General features: G+C 59.2%; 14 protein-coding genes. 13 read left to right on the forward strand and 1 reads right to left on the reverse strand.

Annotated elements, in window-relative coordinates; all coding sequences use genetic code 11:
* Positions 1-71: 71 nt before the first annotated feature.
* The 13 genes from B5M42_RS00355 (at position 72) to B5M42_RS00415 (ending at position 13704) form a co-directional block, all read left to right on the forward strand.
* Entirely contained in the window at positions 72-1118 is a 1047-nt protein-coding gene (locus B5M42_RS00355; RefSeq protein ID WP_167689692.1) for an LLM class flavin-dependent oxidoreductase, read from the forward strand.
* A 22-nt stretch (positions 1119-1140) separates the two neighbouring features.
* Positions 1141-2346, forward strand: coding sequence for a DegT/DnrJ/EryC1/StrS family aminotransferase (locus B5M42_RS00360; protein WP_134750798.1), 1206 nt, complete (start codon positions 1141-1143; stop codon positions 2344-2346).
* A complete protein-coding gene (locus B5M42_RS00365; protein ID WP_134750796.1) occupies positions 2343-3866 on the forward strand; it encodes a hypothetical protein in 1524 nt (507 codons plus the stop codon). Before B5M42_RS00360 ends, B5M42_RS00365 begins: the two co-directional genes overlap by 4 nt.
* Positions 3867-3961: 95 nt before the next feature.
* Entirely contained in the window at positions 3962-4249 is a 288-nt protein-coding gene (locus B5M42_RS00370) for an acyl carrier protein (protein WP_134750794.1), read from the forward strand.
* 1 nt (position 4250) lies between these two features.
* The gene (locus B5M42_RS00375) at positions 4251-5642 is read left to right on the forward strand and encodes a TrpB-like pyridoxal phosphate-dependent enzyme (protein WP_134750792.1); all 1392 of its coding nucleotides are present in this window, start codon (positions 4251-4253) and stop codon (positions 5640-5642) included.
* A complete protein-coding gene (locus B5M42_RS00380) occupies positions 5639-7255 on the forward strand; it encodes a hypothetical protein (RefSeq protein WP_134750790.1) in 1617 nt (538 codons plus the stop codon). The genes B5M42_RS00375 and B5M42_RS00380 overlap by 4 nt, the downstream gene beginning before the upstream one ends.
* Positions 7256-7309: 54 nt before the next feature.
* Positions 7310-7792: a methylaspartate mutase subunit S gene (gene glmS, locus B5M42_RS00385; protein WP_134750788.1), complete on the forward strand. Its 483-nt coding sequence runs from the start codon at positions 7310-7312 to the stop codon at positions 7790-7792.
* An 11-nt stretch (positions 7793-7803) separates the two neighbouring features.
* Positions 7804-9192 carry a methylaspartate mutase accessory protein GlmL gene (glmL, locus tag B5M42_RS00390; protein WP_134750786.1) on the forward strand — a complete coding sequence of 463 codons (1389 nt, stop codon included), beginning with the start codon at positions 7804-7806 and terminating at the stop codon, positions 9190-9192.
* A gap of 35 nt (positions 9193-9227) precedes the next feature.
* Positions 9228-10697, forward strand: coding sequence for a methylaspartate mutase subunit E (locus B5M42_RS00395; protein WP_134750784.1), 1470 nt, complete (start codon positions 9228-9230; stop codon positions 10695-10697).
* A 14-nt stretch (positions 10698-10711) separates the two neighbouring features.
* Positions 10712-11671, forward strand: coding sequence for a hypothetical protein (locus B5M42_RS00400; RefSeq protein ID WP_134750782.1), 960 nt, complete (start codon positions 10712-10714; stop codon positions 11669-11671).
* Positions 11672-11732: 61 nt separating this feature from the next.
* A complete protein-coding gene (locus B5M42_RS00405; protein ID WP_134750780.1) occupies positions 11733-12266 on the forward strand; it encodes a DinB family protein in 534 nt (177 codons plus the stop codon).
* A gap of 189 nt (positions 12267-12455) precedes the next feature.
* Positions 12456-13247, forward strand: coding sequence for a DUF5984 family protein (locus tag B5M42_RS00410; protein WP_134750779.1), 792 nt, complete (start codon positions 12456-12458; stop codon positions 13245-13247).
* Between the two features lie 40 nt (positions 13248-13287).
* Positions 13288-13704, forward strand: a complete 417-nt coding sequence (locus B5M42_RS00415) for a hypothetical protein (RefSeq protein WP_134750777.1) — start codon at positions 13288-13290, stop codon at positions 13702-13704.
* Between the two features lie 221 nt (positions 13705-13925).
* Here the strand turns inward: B5M42_RS00415 and B5M42_RS00420 are convergent, their stop codons facing one another.
* On the reverse strand, positions 13926-14753 hold the full coding sequence (locus tag B5M42_RS00420; RefSeq protein ID WP_134750775.1) for a hypothetical protein: 828 nt from the start codon (positions 14751-14753) through the stop codon (positions 13926-13928).
* Positions 14754-14801: the final 48 nt, after the last annotated feature.

The following is a 14801-nucleotide window of genomic DNA, read 5'->3' on the forward strand; positions in this document are numbered from 1 at the left end:
CGATGCGGAACAAGCGGGGCTCCCGCTGCAAGGCGCAGCGGAGCCGACATCGCAGGCAGGGAGGATGCAGGATGAAGGAGCTTCGATTTTTTACCGTCTGTCCGTTCCATACCGCTTCGTTTGGGATGGGCGAAAGCATCGCGCCCTCCGAATATGTCGCCGCAGTCCGGGCGCAGGCGGCATGGGCCGACCACAACGGCATGTACGGCATGGTCATCTACAATTTTCACAGCTCGCTGGACCCGTGGCTGACAGCAGCGGAAATTCTCCGCAGCACGGCGCAATTGCGGCCGATGGTGGCGGTGCAGCCGTTCCACAGCCATCCCTATACCGTCGCCCGGCAAATCGCTACCGCTTGTTATATGCACGGACGGGGCATCGACCTGAACGTCGTCGTCGGGGCCACGCCATCGGAGGTGGCGATGCTGGGCGATACGGCGCTGGGACCGGACAAGCACGGGCGGCTGCGCGAGTTTTGCGAGATTATCCGCAGCCTGCTCGTTGGCGAAGCGTCTTGCGACGGCGAATTTTATCGCGTGTCCGCGCTGAGCCTGTCGCCGCCAATTCCCGCGGAAGCGAACGTCAGCTTGTACGTTCCCGGCTCGTCGGAGCAGTCGGCGGCCACCGTAAAGGCCGTGGCGGATTCGTCGCTGCTGATGGCCAAGCCGCTGGAGCGGCTGCGCGAGGAGCTGGCCCGGCTGGATCGGCCCGGTTTGCGGCAAGCGATGATCGTCGGCATTGTGGCCCGCGAGACAGAAGCCGCAGCTTGGGAAGCGGCACGCCGGATGTACGGCGACAACCGCAAATCGCGGCTGGCCTCGCGAATGTTCGTCACCCGCTCCGATTCGGGCCAGCATATGAGCAATTTGCAGCTCGCCCAGGAAGCGGACGTCTATGACGACATTCTCTGGTATGGCGCGCCAAAGACCGGCATTGATGCGCCCAAGCTTGTCGGCTCGTATGAGCAAGTGCGCAATGCGCTGGAGCGCTATATCGCTGCCGGCATTACCGACATCGTGCTGGATCTGCCGGAGGAGCCCGGCGACGAATACGAGCATATGCTGGAAGCGGTTCGTCCGCTGATGAACAAAGCCGCCGCCCTGATTGCCCGGGCGTAAAGCGGCAGGAGGGGAGAAGACTATGCAAAAAACGGAAGTATTCTCGCCGATGACGCCCCGCCCTTACGGCAGCGGTGAAATCGACGCCGTCACGCGAGCGCTGAACAACGGCCGGCTGTCCGTCGTTTTCGGGCGCGAGACGATGCGCTTCGAAGCCGAGTTCGCCCGCTTTACCGGCAAGCAGTATGCGGTGGCTACAAGCTCCGGCACGTCGGCGCTGGAGCTGGCGTTTCACGGACTGGGCATCGGCTATGGCGACGAGGTAATAGCGCCGGCCTACACCTTTGCGGCATCGGCCGTCGCTGCCATGCGCAACATGGCGTTGATCCGGCTCGCCGACATCGATCCCGCCACATGGAATATCAGCCTGGAGACGATCCGCCCGCTTGTCACAACGCGCACCAAAGCGATTCTCGTTGTCCACATGTTCGGCAATCCGGTGGACATGCCGGAAATTGTCGCCTTTGCCCGCGAGCGCGGGCTTTATGTGATCGAGGACTGCGCCCAAGCGGCCGGAGCGATGATTGACGGTCGGCAGGTCGGCTCGTTCGGCGACGCGGGCTGCTTCAGCTTTAATGAGATCAAAAATTTAACGACCGGCGAAGGCGGCATGCTCGTTACCGACAACGCCGGCGTCGGCGAGCGCGGACGGCTGCTGCGGCTGCACGGCACGCAAAACGGCCTCGTTTACGATCTGGCCGGCAAATGCACGATGACCGAGATGGAAGCGGCGCTCGGCCGGGTGCAGCTTGGCAAGCTGGCGGCGATGAACGAGCGGCGGCGCGAAGCCAGCACGCTGCTCCGGCACGGCTTGGCGCGTATTCCCGGCTTATCTGCGCAAGCGACGCCGGAAGGCGGCGTGCATGCCTACAGCCGGTTCGTGCTGCGCGTCGATCCGCAGGAAGCCGGACTGAACCGGGACGAGCTGCGGGCGATTTTGAACGAGGAGGGTTTTATGCTGGCTCCGGTGTACCCGGCTCCACTGTACAAGCATCCGGTGTTTGCAGCGCTCGCAGCGGGCGATGTGCCGCCAGGGCTGGCCTTGACGTATCGCCGCATTTACGGCGAGCATGAGCTGTTCCGGGAGTACCGCGAGCAGTTTGCCGTGCATACGGAGGCTTTTTGCAGCCAGCAGCTTGGCTTTATTGTGCCGGAAAACGCAGAAGACCGCGATTTTGAGCTGCTGCTGGCGGCGCTTGAGCGTGCGGTGAGGAGGCGAAAAGGATGAGCAAGCAAGCGACGATGCCCGGTTGTACGGTGACGTTTCATCCGTTTGTCGAGCTGCTATGCGCGGTGTGGCAGGTGCTGCGTCCGGTCAAGCCGCACGGTGTGCCTTGGCTGGATGCCGAACGGATCGAAGCGTTCACCGCCGGCTGCTTGCCGGACGAACGGATGGACGGGTTGAAAGCTGCGCTGGAGCGGCTTGGTCTTTACCGGGCGGTAGGCGTGGCCCTGCAGGAGCTGGATATGGCAGACTGGGCTGCCGAGGAGCGCGAGCTTGGTGCGCGGCTGCTGGAGCTGATGAAGGACCCCGCGCTGCTCAAGGCGTGTCTGGAGCGGTTGACCCCGCTGTACGAGGAGTTCGGGCTGGAGGCGGCGGTGATCGACGAGATGCATCGGGCGAGCCGCTATTGGGAAGCGCCGCAGTTGAGTGCGCTGCTTGGCCCGGACCTGGCTATTGCCCTGTATCCCTGTCTGTTCATGCTGCCGGCCCCAACGGGCAAAACCGGGTACTATTCAGCCGGTGCTTACGGCACTCACGGAACTAATGGGAGTGACGGCGGGAGGCTGACAATGGTGTTTGGCTATGCCGGTCATATCGGCAAGCCGGATTATCTCGATTGGCCGCAGTGGTACCGGATGGGTATCTGGCATTTGGCAACGCGTGTTTACTGGGAACGGGGGCTCGATCAGTTGGAGCTGTCGGCCCAGTTCACGGAGGAAGCATACGCCAAGCTGCCGCCGATCTTTTTGTCCAAGGTCGGGATTCATGAATCGAAGGTGCTGCTGCACCGCTCTTGGCGCTCGTATTTCGTCGATCATTTGATTATGGCGGCCAAGGTGCTGGGCGAACGGGCCGTAACCGGCTCCAGAGGAGCCGAGGAGCAGACGAAATGGTTTATGTCGCTGGGGCGCTTTCATCTGCCGTGGTTCATCGAACAGCTCGAAGCCGACGATTGGAGCCCGGCGAATCTGTCGCATCTGGCGCAGCGCTGGAATCTGGCCGTCGATGCCTTGACGAAGAAGCCGCCGGTATTTGCCGGGCCGCTTGGCGCGTGCGAGAATCCGCTGTGGCTGGAGGGCGGGGCGCGGCTCGTCTTCTCGCCGTCCGTTGATCGGCTGACGCAGCGGACGCTGCAGTTCTGGTTTCAAGCCTATTACCCGGTCAAGCCGCAAGCGGCTACAGGCTGTTCGCCGGGCGACGCTGATTGGGATCATTACAACAATCTCGTATTTGCATTGGCCGACGACCGCGAATGGCTGGCGCCGCTTTACGACCGGCTGGCGGATGATCCGCAGACGCTGCACAACGCCGATTCGCTGGCGTTTGCGATCCGCAACGGAACGGCTTCCGCAGCGTGGACGCGGGCTTGCATCGGCCGGACGGCGGCCGGGCTGATGGATGCGCACCACAACATCAAATATTTTGCCGACTGGGTGCTGGAAAGCGGCGGCGTGCGGTCAAGCGGAGCGTTGAGCTACGCTGACGACGGGCGCGCTGTATGGCAAGCGGGCGTGCCGGGCTGACGGCTAATTGCAGCCGGGCAAGCAGGCGGGGATCGGCGCGTTGCGGCCCCTGTAGGGGATTTTAAACAGATTAAAGAGAATCGGGGAGGATTATTATGGCCGAAAAAACGTTGGCAACAGAAGAAATCGCAAAAATCATCAAGGAAGTGTTTATCAAGGAAACCCGCTCCACTCTGACTGTAGATGAAATGACGGACGATCTGAAATTTACGCCGGACGGCTTCCGCATCGATTCGCTGACCTTCATCCGCTCGGTGATTGCGCTGGAGGATGCGCTCGATATCCAGGTGGGCGACAACGTGCTGATGCAGTCCAAGTTCGCCAACGTCGGCGAGCTGGTCCAGTACATCGCGGAAATTTGCCAAGCGCAAGGGAGGGGATAGGATGCAACTGGGCACCCAAGTCAGCGATCCGCGCTACCGCTTCGATCTGGCTCCCGAGCAGATGCCGGAGCACTGGTACAACATTTTGGCCGATCTGGATTTCGAGCTGCCGCCGGACTTGCCGCCGCCGGTGTCCAATCATGAGAATGGCGCGTTCAAAATGCAGGTGCCGATGGAAATTATCCGCCAAAGCATCGGCAAGATGCGCTATGTGCCGATTCCCGAGGAGGTGCGCAACGCCTACCGCCAGTGGCGGCCGACGCCTGTTTTTCGGGCCGTTAATCTGGAGAAGGCGCTCGGCACAAGCGCGCGGATCTATTTCAAATACGAAGGCGGCAACACCAGCGGCAGCCACAAGCTCAATACGGCGATCGCACAGGCTTATTACTATAAAAAAGCAGGCGTCAAGCGCTTGACCACCGGCACCGGCGCGGGCCAATGGGGGACGGCGCTGTCGGCGGCCTGCCACATGTTCGGCATGGAGTGCAAGGTGTACATGGTCGGCATCAGCTACCAGCAAAAGCCGTACCGCCGCAGCATGATGAAGCTGTACGGCGCAGACGTGGTGGCGAGTCCGTCGACGGATACGCGGATTGGCCGCGAGCTGCTGGAGCAGGACCCGGGGACGAAGGGCAATATTGCGCTGGCGATTGCCGAAGCGCTGGAGGACGCCAATTCCCGCGAGGATACGCGCTTTTGCATCGGCAGCGGGGAAAATTATTCGATCCTGCACCAGACGATCATCGGCATGGAAGCGCAGCAGCAAATGGAAATGGCCGGGTATTATCCGGACGTCGTGGTGGCGTCGCTTGGAGCGGGCAGCAATTTCGGCGGGATCACCCTGCCGTTTCTGAGCGATAATCTGACTGGCAAGCGCAGCACGCGGTTTATCAGCGTGGAGCCGGCGGCTTGTCCCAAGCTTTCGCGCGGGGAATACCGCTATGATTACACGGATTTTTCGGGCGTTACTCCTCTGGAAAAAATGTACACGCTCGGCCACAACTACGTCACGCCGGACATTCACGCCGGCGGGCTGCGCTATCACGCTACCTCGAAGCTGGTCAGCGCTTTGTACGACCGCGGTTATCTGGAGGCTGTGGCGTACCAGCAGCGCGATATTTTTAACAGCGGGGCGCTGTTTTGCCGCGAAGAGGGCATTTTGCCCGCGCCGGAATCGGCCCATGCGGTACATGGCGCGGTGATGGAAGCGATCAAGGCGCGCGAGGCCGGGACGAGCCCGACGATTTTGGCGCTGATCAGCGGGCACGGCTATTTTGACATGACGGCTTACGAGTCGTATATGGCCGGTAATATGCAGGATGTGCACATTAGCGATGAGCAAATCCAGGCGTCGCTGCGCACGCTGCCGGTTGTTGAGGAGGAGGGAGCGTGAAGGCGGCGTCCGCAGGAAGCGGCTTTGAGACGCAGGACGGGCGCGGCATCGGGACGGGGATCGCGCGAGCAGGCGCTAGTGAGGGCGCAGACGGGGTGGAGACTGCAACTACACGCGAAATGGCAACCGCGAGCAAAGACGTTGCTCAAGCCGAAGCGAAAGCTCGAAGGGAAATTGAAGCTCGAGCTAAAGCGAAAGCTCGAAGGGAAGTTGGAGCTCAAGTCGAAGCGAAAGCACACGTCGAAGTCGAGGAAGTCGCAGCTCAAGCTGGAAACGGGACTCAACCCAAAGTCGAAGCTGAACCCGAGGTCACATTTCAAGCCGGAAACAATGGAGATCAATCGCCTAAGGGGGATTTGCTCTCCTGCTACACCTCGGCTATCTCCAGCGTGATGCAGCGCAAGGGCGTGAGCTGGGAGCTGGCTGTTGGCACGCAGCTGTTTATGGCTGTGCGACCGGCGCCGGAGGCTGGCGCGCTACTGTCGTTTATGCACTATCACACGTCGCTTCGCAACGGACTGGTGCGCCGCACAGCGGCGACGCGTGAGGAAGCGGTCGTCGGCATTGTCGGCGAACTGGTCCGCAGCGGTGCGGTGATTATCGCCGGGGACACGATCCGGCTGCCGTGGACGCTGGCCTGCGGCCTCAAGCATACGCCGCATTGGTTCGTCGCCGACGGCTGGGATGAAGCCGGGCGGCGGATTCATCTGCGCGACGTGTTTGAATTCGTCGACGATCAAGGCGAGCAACCGCCATACAGCGGTTGGGTCGACGAAGCGCAGCTTGCCGGGCTGCTCGGCACAAGCCCGTATTTGGGCGAAGCGCTGCTGTCGCGCGAGCAGACGGCGTTTGGCGATCTGGAGGACAGGGCGCTGATTGGCTTTGAGCGCTTCCAGTGGTTTGAAGCGATTGAAGCGGATGAGGCGGAGGCAGCAGCGGCAGCCGGAGCGAACGTGGATGCGGATGCGGGCGTAGATGAGCGCGGCGTGGAAGCGCAGGTTTCCGGGGCCGAGGGCCAAACGGACTCTGCATCTACGGCCTTATCGGCCTTGCAGACAGCAGGGGAGCAGGCTGCAGCAGCACGGGCGAACAGGGAATTGTCGAGCGGCGCGATCGAGGCTGCGATTGATTTCGATCCGGCGGCTGCACGGGCAAGGCTGCGCGATTCGCTTTTATGTATGCAGGGGCATATGCAGCCGGTGGCGCTGGCTGCGGCGGAGTGGCGCTCTGGCTTGGCCGCCTGGCCGCTGATCCTGTCGTGCTTCGCTGAACACGGCGGCGATGAACGTCTGTACGAGCACGCCAACGACATGTGGGTGGCGGCGCGCACGCGTGGTTTATTTGTCCATACATTGGTCAAGCTCGGTGAGCGCGAAGGACATCGCGCTTTGCAGCGGCTTGCCGCATGGTGCGCCGAGGCGCTGCTGCCGGATTGGAACGCGTTGCCCAGGGTGATGCGCTACAATCATGTTATCGTGCAACGGGGCCGCGAGCCGCGTTCGTTGCAGCTCGAGCTGGTCCAGAAGCTGGCAGCGCTGGAAGCGGAGCTGGTTGCTCGGCTGGAAGCAGCCCTGCAGGAGCTGGAAGGAACGGAATCGGCGGGAATAGCTTGAAGATGACCATAAATTGGGTGCTGGCAATCCGAGCATACAGAGGGGAGGCGTGCGATGAGCGTTACAATTGTATTGGGCGTGATCGGAGCGGACTGTCATGCCGTAGGCAATAAAATACTGGAGCACACGTTTACGGAAGCCGGATTTCATGTCGTCAATCTCGGGGTGTTGTGCGCGCAGGAGGAGTTTATCCACGCTGCGGTCGAAACGAACGCGCGGGCCATTCTCGTCTCTTCGCTGTACGGTCATGGCGAGATCGATTGCCGGGGCCTCAAGGGCAAATGCGTCGAGGCGGGTTTGCCCGACGTGCTGCTATATGTCGGCGGCAATCTCGTGGTCGGCAATCACGATTGGGACGAGGTGCGGCTCAAATTCGAGGAGATGGGCTTTGACCGCGTCTATCCGCCGAGCGTGCCGTTGGCCCAAGCAGTGGCTGATTTGCGGAGCGATTTGCAGCGGCAACACGAGCGTCGGCCTGCCGCCGTTTTTGCCTCCTCCGTCGTTGTGGCAGCCGCTGCCACAGCCGACACCGGGTAGGAGGCGACGTCTTGGATCCGGTATTGTGCATCGATTTTGGCAGCACCTACACGAAGCTGACGGCGATTGATCTGGACACCGAGACGATCCTTGCTGCCGCCAAGGACGAAACGACCGGCCAAGTCGACATGATGCTCGGCTTCCGCCGGGCGCTCGCCCGGCTGGAGGCGCAGCTGCCCGCAGCGGCGCGTAAGTTCCGCCGCAAATGGGCGTGCAGCAGCGCGCACGGCGGCCTCAAAATGGTCGCCATCGGCCTTGTGCCCGAGCTGACGGCCGAGGCGGCGAAGCGGGCCGCCCTTGGCGCCGGCTCGCGGATGCTCGGCGTCTACCACGCGATGCTCAGCGGCAGCGAAATCCGCCGCATCGCGCAAATCCGGCCAGACATCATCCTGCTGGCCGGCGGCACCGACGGCGGCAACGTCGCCTGCATCCTGCACAACGCCCGCCTGCTGGCGGACCATGTGCCGGATGTCCCCGTCATCGTTGCCGGGAACAAAAGCGCGGCCGACGACATCGCCGCGCTTTTCCACTCGCGCGGCATGAACTTCCGGCTGGCGCCGAACGTATTGCCGCGCGTGAACGAACTGAACGTCGAGCCGGTACGCGAAGCCATTCGCGAGCTGTTCGCGGCCACCATCGTTCAGTCCAAAGGGCTGGCCGATGCCGAGCGCTGGGTCGGCCATGTGCTGATGCCGACGCCGACCGCGGTGCTGCACGCGGCCCGCCTGCTCTCGCAGGGCACGAAGCAGGAGGCCGGCATCGGCGAGCTTGTCGTCGTCGACATCGGCGGCGCGACGACGGACGTCCACTCCATCGGCGCCGGCGCTCCGATGGCGGCGGGGACCACCCAACGCGGGTTGGAGGAGCCCTTCGCCAAACGGACGGTCGAAGGGGACCTGGGCACCCGCGTCAGCGCGCTGGCCGTCTGGGAAGCGGCCGGCGAACGAGGGCTGGACAAATATGTGCCAATCCGCCGCACCGACTGGGCGGAGCGCTGCCGCTATTTGTCCAGCCATACGAACGTCGTGCCGCAATCGCCGGCCGACGTAGAATTTGACGAGGCGCTGGCTGCCGCCGCCACGGAAATCGCGATGGACCGCCATGCCGGGCGCATCGAGTCGGTCTTTACGCCGATGGGCATTCATTATGCCCAATTCGGCAAGGACTTGCGCCGCACGCCGCACCTGCTCGGCACGGGAGGCGTGCTGGTGCACAGCCGGAGGCCGGAGGCGATTTTGCGCAGCGCCCTCTATGACCCGGCCAGCCCGCAGACGCTCAAGCCCGAGCGGCCCCGGCTGTGGCTCGACGCGTCGTATGCGCTGTCGGCGCTTGGCCTGCTGGCCAGTCACGATCCGAACAAGGCGCTGCGTATGCTCAAGGCTTACATGCAGCCGATATAGGCAGCGGCTAACCACAGCCGCAGAAAGGAGTACGCATGCTTCGGAATCGAAAATGGAGCGAAGCGGAGTTTCGGGCCAAACGCGATGAGGTGCTGCGGACGTGGCCAACCGGCGCAGGCGTCGATCTTGACGAAGCGGTCGCTTATGTCAAGCGGCTGCCTGCGGCCAAATCGTTTCACCGCAAGCTGGCAGACGCCGCAGCGGACGGGCGCTCTCTGGTCCAGCCGCGCGGGGGCGTCGGCGTGCTCGGCGAGCATATCAAGCTGCTGCGGCATTTGCAGGACGCCGGGCAGGCCGATCTGCTGCCGACCACCATCGACAGCTACACTCGCCAAAACCGCTACGCCGAAGGCGAAACCGGCATTCGCGAAAGCGAAGCCGCCGGCCGCTCGCTGCTTAACGGCTTTCCCGCTGTCAACTACGGCGTCGCGGGCTGCCGCCGCGTTCAGGAAGCCGTCGCGATCCCTGTAGAGGCGCGGCACGGCACACCCGATGCCCGGCTGCTGTCGGAAATCGTCTATGCGTCCGGCTGGACCTCCAACGAGGGCGGCGGCATCTCGTACAACATCCCCTATGCCAAGTCGGTGCCGCTGGAGCGCTCGCTGCTCGATTGGCAGTACTGCGACCGGCTAACCGGCTTATATGAGGAAATGGGCATTCGGCTCAATCGCGAGCCTTACGGGCCGCTGACCGGCACGCTGGTGCCGCCCTGCGTGTCCAATGCTGTGGCGATTCTCGAAGCGCTGCTGGCCGCCGAGCAAGGCGTTAAATGTCTGACGCTGGGCTACGGACAATGCGGCAATTTGCTGCAGGACGTGGCGGCGCTGCGGGCGCTCAAGGAGCAGGCGGCGGCGTATTTGGCGACGTATGGCTACAGCGACGTGCATCTGACGACCGTGTTCCATCAGTGGATGGGCGGGTTTCCGACGGATGAGCTGCAAGCCACCTCGCTGATTCTTTGGGGAACGGTGACGGCGTCGCTGGCCGGCGCAACCAAAATTATCGTCAAAACGACCCAGGAAGCGCTCGGCGTCCCAACGATGGAAGCGAACGCGCAAGCCACACGGCTGACCAAAGAGATGGCGACGCTCACGCGCGGCCAGCGGCTGCCGGCGTCTCCGGCGCTGGAACAGGAGGTAAGGCTGATCAAGGAAGAGACGGATTGCTTGCTCGCGAAGGTACTGGAGCTGGGCGAGGGAGACTGGGCCGTCGGCACGGTGCGGGCGTTCGCGGCAGGGACGCTCGATATTCCTTTTGCCCCAAGCCGCTACAATGCCGGACGCATCTTGCCCGCCCGCGATAACGACGGCGCGATCCGGCTGCTCGACTGCGGCCAACTGCCGCTGTCTCCGGCGATTCGCAGCTTTCACCGCGACAAGCTGGAGCAACGCGCGCGCCACGAAAAACGCAGCGTACAATTCCAAATGGTCGTCGACGACATCTACGCCGTCTCGCGCGGCGCGTTAATCGGCCGGCCGCTGCAGGAGCAATTTTCGAACCTATAATCAGGAGGGAACTTATGTCAGCTGTCGTACAATTCGCCAAGCCGCACATGTACACGAATCCGTTGATTCTCAATTGCCGGGAATACCACGTTTGCGAATATATGCAGGCGTATGGCGTCGAGCATCATTGGCTGTTTTCCGACAACTGGGGCTTTCATTACCGCGCGCTGGACGACTTTTCCGTGCTGGCGGACGCGGCGACGACGCCGTTCTGGGACAATCTCAAGCGGCTGTATCAGACGGACAAGCTCGATTATCGTCCCGACGAGCTGCTGGATGTGCTCAAGCCGGCGCTGTCGCGCAGCATCTGTCTTTTTACGTTTGCCGACACCTACTACTTGCCTTGGCATGACAAATTTGAAACCGAACACGGCCCCTTCCATTTCATTATCACCCAATGGGACGAGGCGGGACGGCACGTGTTTGTGCGGCGCGGCCTGTTCCTGGAATTTGACGGCTGGCTGCCCTACGACCAGATCCGTACAGCCTTTGAATCGTGGAACAGCCAATGCTTCGAGTTGACGAAGCCTACGCTTGCGGTAGATGCTCATGTGCTCAAAAGCCAGCTTCAACGCTGCCTCGCCCGCATCGTCGGCAATCCCGACGGCGGCTTGTCCGGGCTGTACGGCTTGCGCCAGTTCCGCGACGATTTGGCGGACACGCAGCTTGACGTGCTGGCGCTGATCGACGTTTGGTGGGAGCGCCTGCGGGAAGTAATCGATGCACGCAGCCGCTTCCTGGAATTTTTGCACTACCTGCACGCCGAAAGCAAGCTGGTATCGCACGTCGAAGCCGAATGCGTTGAGGCGTTCCAAGCCGCCGTCGAGCTGTGGAACGAGCTGCGCAGCGGCGCCCAGCGCCAAAAAATCGTCGGCACCGCCGCCCCCGCCAAGCTGCTCGCCAAGCTGGAGCAGGTGATTGCTGCTGAGGAGCAATGCGCCCTGCAACTGGCTTCCTTCCTGCACAAGATATGATACAATACTCTTGCAGAGCCCGTTTATGGGACATTCAGGAAAACAGGTGGGAGCTGAAGGCATGGTGGATTTGATAAACGATGTACTGGGCGCGATGGACACGCAGCTGCGGCGGATCGAGGTGTGTCTGGAGCGATTGACCGAGGAACAGGTTTGGGAGCGGCTGCGCGAGGGCATGAACAGCGTCGGCAACCTGTGCGTCCATCTGGCCGGCAACGAGCACCAGCATTTCATTAGCGGCATCGGCGGCAAAAGAATGATCCGCGAGCGCACGCGCGAATTTACGATGAGCGGCAGCTATACCCGCGACGGACTGGTCGCGCTACTGCGCAGCGTCCGCGAGGAGGCCCGCAGCTACTTGACGCTGCTGACGGCGGCCGATTTGGGACGCGATGTGACGATTTTTTATGGCGTCGAGGACTGGTTCACGATGAAGGATCGCGGCGTGAGCGAGCAGGAGCCGTGTTACACGCGCAAGCTGGGGACGATTTTGCTGCAGGTGGCCGAGCATTATGCGTACCACGCCGGGCAGATCGTGCTGATCACCAAGCAATTGCAAGCGACAACGGAGAATGTGACGGAATTCCGCCACTAGGCGAAGATGGGCAAGGAACGGGGCTTACTCCCGGCAGTGCGAGCTGCTGGGGGTGGGCTTTTTTATATGCGAAAACATGCGGGCCTCCCTTGTTCTTTTGCATTGAAGGAACGGGTTCCTTTTGACGAAAAAACGGACTATCATGGAACTAGCGAGATGTCCAAGTGGCGATAGAACAGGAGCCGGCTTATGTTTAAATTTTTACTGAAAGGGTTGGAAGAAATTACGCCTTGGGGCGAAGGCAATCAGCGCTATCTGCACTGGTTCGGCCTGACCGACGCTTGGTATTGGCTTGACATTGAAGGTGTGCAATTGCTGCGTTACAGTGATGAATTTCTACAGAAATATCTTTCACAGCTTCCCTATGTGGATTATCAGTTAGCCCGGCTGTTTTGGGACTTTACCGGGATTGTGAGAGACGTGTTGGCACCGATTCCCGACGAGGTGTTTGCTAACATCCGCACTTTTGAGAATTTTGAAGCGTATCTGGATACGTTGGCGGACTGGCTGGAGCATGAGTGGGACGGAACAGAAGAGGTTTATGACCGCATTTATGTTCCAGCGAGCCAATGGGTGGCCCAGCGGAGACTGGATTCCAGTTACTTGATCGGCGCGCCCCGTATTTACTTTTTCAGAAATGGGGAACAGTTTTACGTCAGATGGATCGCCGACTTTGTCGACGAGCAAGGCGTTCCCATGTGGCAGACGGCGAAAGGGGAGTACGTAGTCGATTTCGGCACCTTCGTCGCTGGGTTACAGCAATCGGTACGTGCTTTTGCCGGTGCGATGGACAAACAAGTGAAGCTTGCGCTTGACGTTCCGAGCGACCTAATTTATATTGATCGGGCCAAATTGCTCGGCAATCATGAAGAGTTTCTGCGAGAAGTGGAGGCTTACGACGATATCCTGTCGTTTGTTTCCGATTGGGCGGATTGGGAGGACGTGGCTGCGAAAATTACACAAATCCGCTGGGGCGGTTGAACCGAACACGGAGGGATATACATTCAGGGAGGCGAGCCCGATGAGCGATATCAAAATCAGCTATCTGCAAGAGGATCATATGAATGTGAAGCTAGTCAAAACCAAGATTGTGACAGCGCTGATTACAACTTTTATTATTATTCTGCTGTATGGTGCTTGGTTCAGGAGTCTGGAGTTCATTCTTATTCCATTTGTCGGAGTCATCATGATGATCGTTTTCATCTTGCCGTTGTCGTTCATTTGTGAAACGTATTTGAATTCCCTCCGGCCTGTGTTCCGGATTCTTTTGACCCTGTTGATTCAAGTTCTGATTCCTATATTTCTTGTCTTTTTGGTGGAGTTTTACGTTTTTCCTTTTTATGGGATATGGGGGTGCGCTTATTTCTTGAATTCGTTTTTGTTTTTTACAGTTTATGGTGTGGTTAAGGGGTATAGGACGGTCAGGCGGAGGAGGTAAGCAAACGATGCAATTTGAGCTGAGTACGGCTGTATATCAGATTTTGGGAATTATTTTCGTTATATTGTTGGGGTATGTATGTTTTCGCTGGATTAAAAAGTGAGTTTAACTTTGCCTACAGCCTAAGAATTAAGCCATTAAGATTGGACAAAAAAAGAGGGGCTTTATGAAAAATACGAAATCCCCCTTCCGGGGGATCAATGAAATCTATGATTTTATATCTAGCTACAATAGAATTGCTTCACAGCGTCTTCAAGCTGTTTCTCAAAGAAGGATGTATCTTCATCCTTTTTATTCAATTTTTTGATATCTGGGATGTCATAGCCTTGTACTCCTTGCGTGTTAAATTCGTGCTCCCCTTCAGTTAGCTGTACAGGTGCATACGAAGCCAATCCGTCGAGTCTGACAAACCAAACATTAACTACATCTTCATATTCATAAAAATCTACGATGTATACTTTCGCACCTTTCCATAATTCGGACTCCGTTCCTTGTGCAAAATCCTGACACCTGTCAGTTGCATATTCTTCTACTGCTTTTATCATTTTATCTTTACGAGGTGAAGTGCCGTAGTTCGGCTTATGCGGAGATTCCACTTTGATCATTAAATTACCTGCATTCTCGTAATTTCCTGGAGGGTAAAGGTCCTTGTCTGCTTGCTTGATAAAGCCGGAAGCATATACAATACCGTTTGAATAGATGATCTTGGCTAACCAATCGCCCAGCTCTGTTTGAATATAAACAGATTGGGTATCCGATGTGTATACTCGAACTTCTGCAGTCAGTTCTTTCCCGACAAGGGGGGCAAAATCAAACTGTTTTTCTGTTTCATTTGGATAAAACCATAGTCGATAATTGATAAATTCCGCAAAGGCTTTTTTTATGTTTTCCATATTCATCTTTGGGGGGAGTTCCAATTCGCTTGCCGTTGCTGCTGTTGCTGAATTAGACAGCTCATGTTGGCTGTTAGTGTTGATTCTGGGCAAAGTCGAACAACCACTTAAAAATATAATAATAAGGATTGCAGCTATCGCTTTTCTTTTATTCACCTGATGGTCCTCCGTTTTCCCCAACATCTCGATCATAATAGATAATAT

The organism is Paenibacillus athensensis (genome assembly GCF_004514475.2).
Lineage (GTDB): Bacteria > Bacillota > Bacilli > Paenibacillales > NBRC-103111 > Paenibacillus_AL > Paenibacillus_AL athensensis.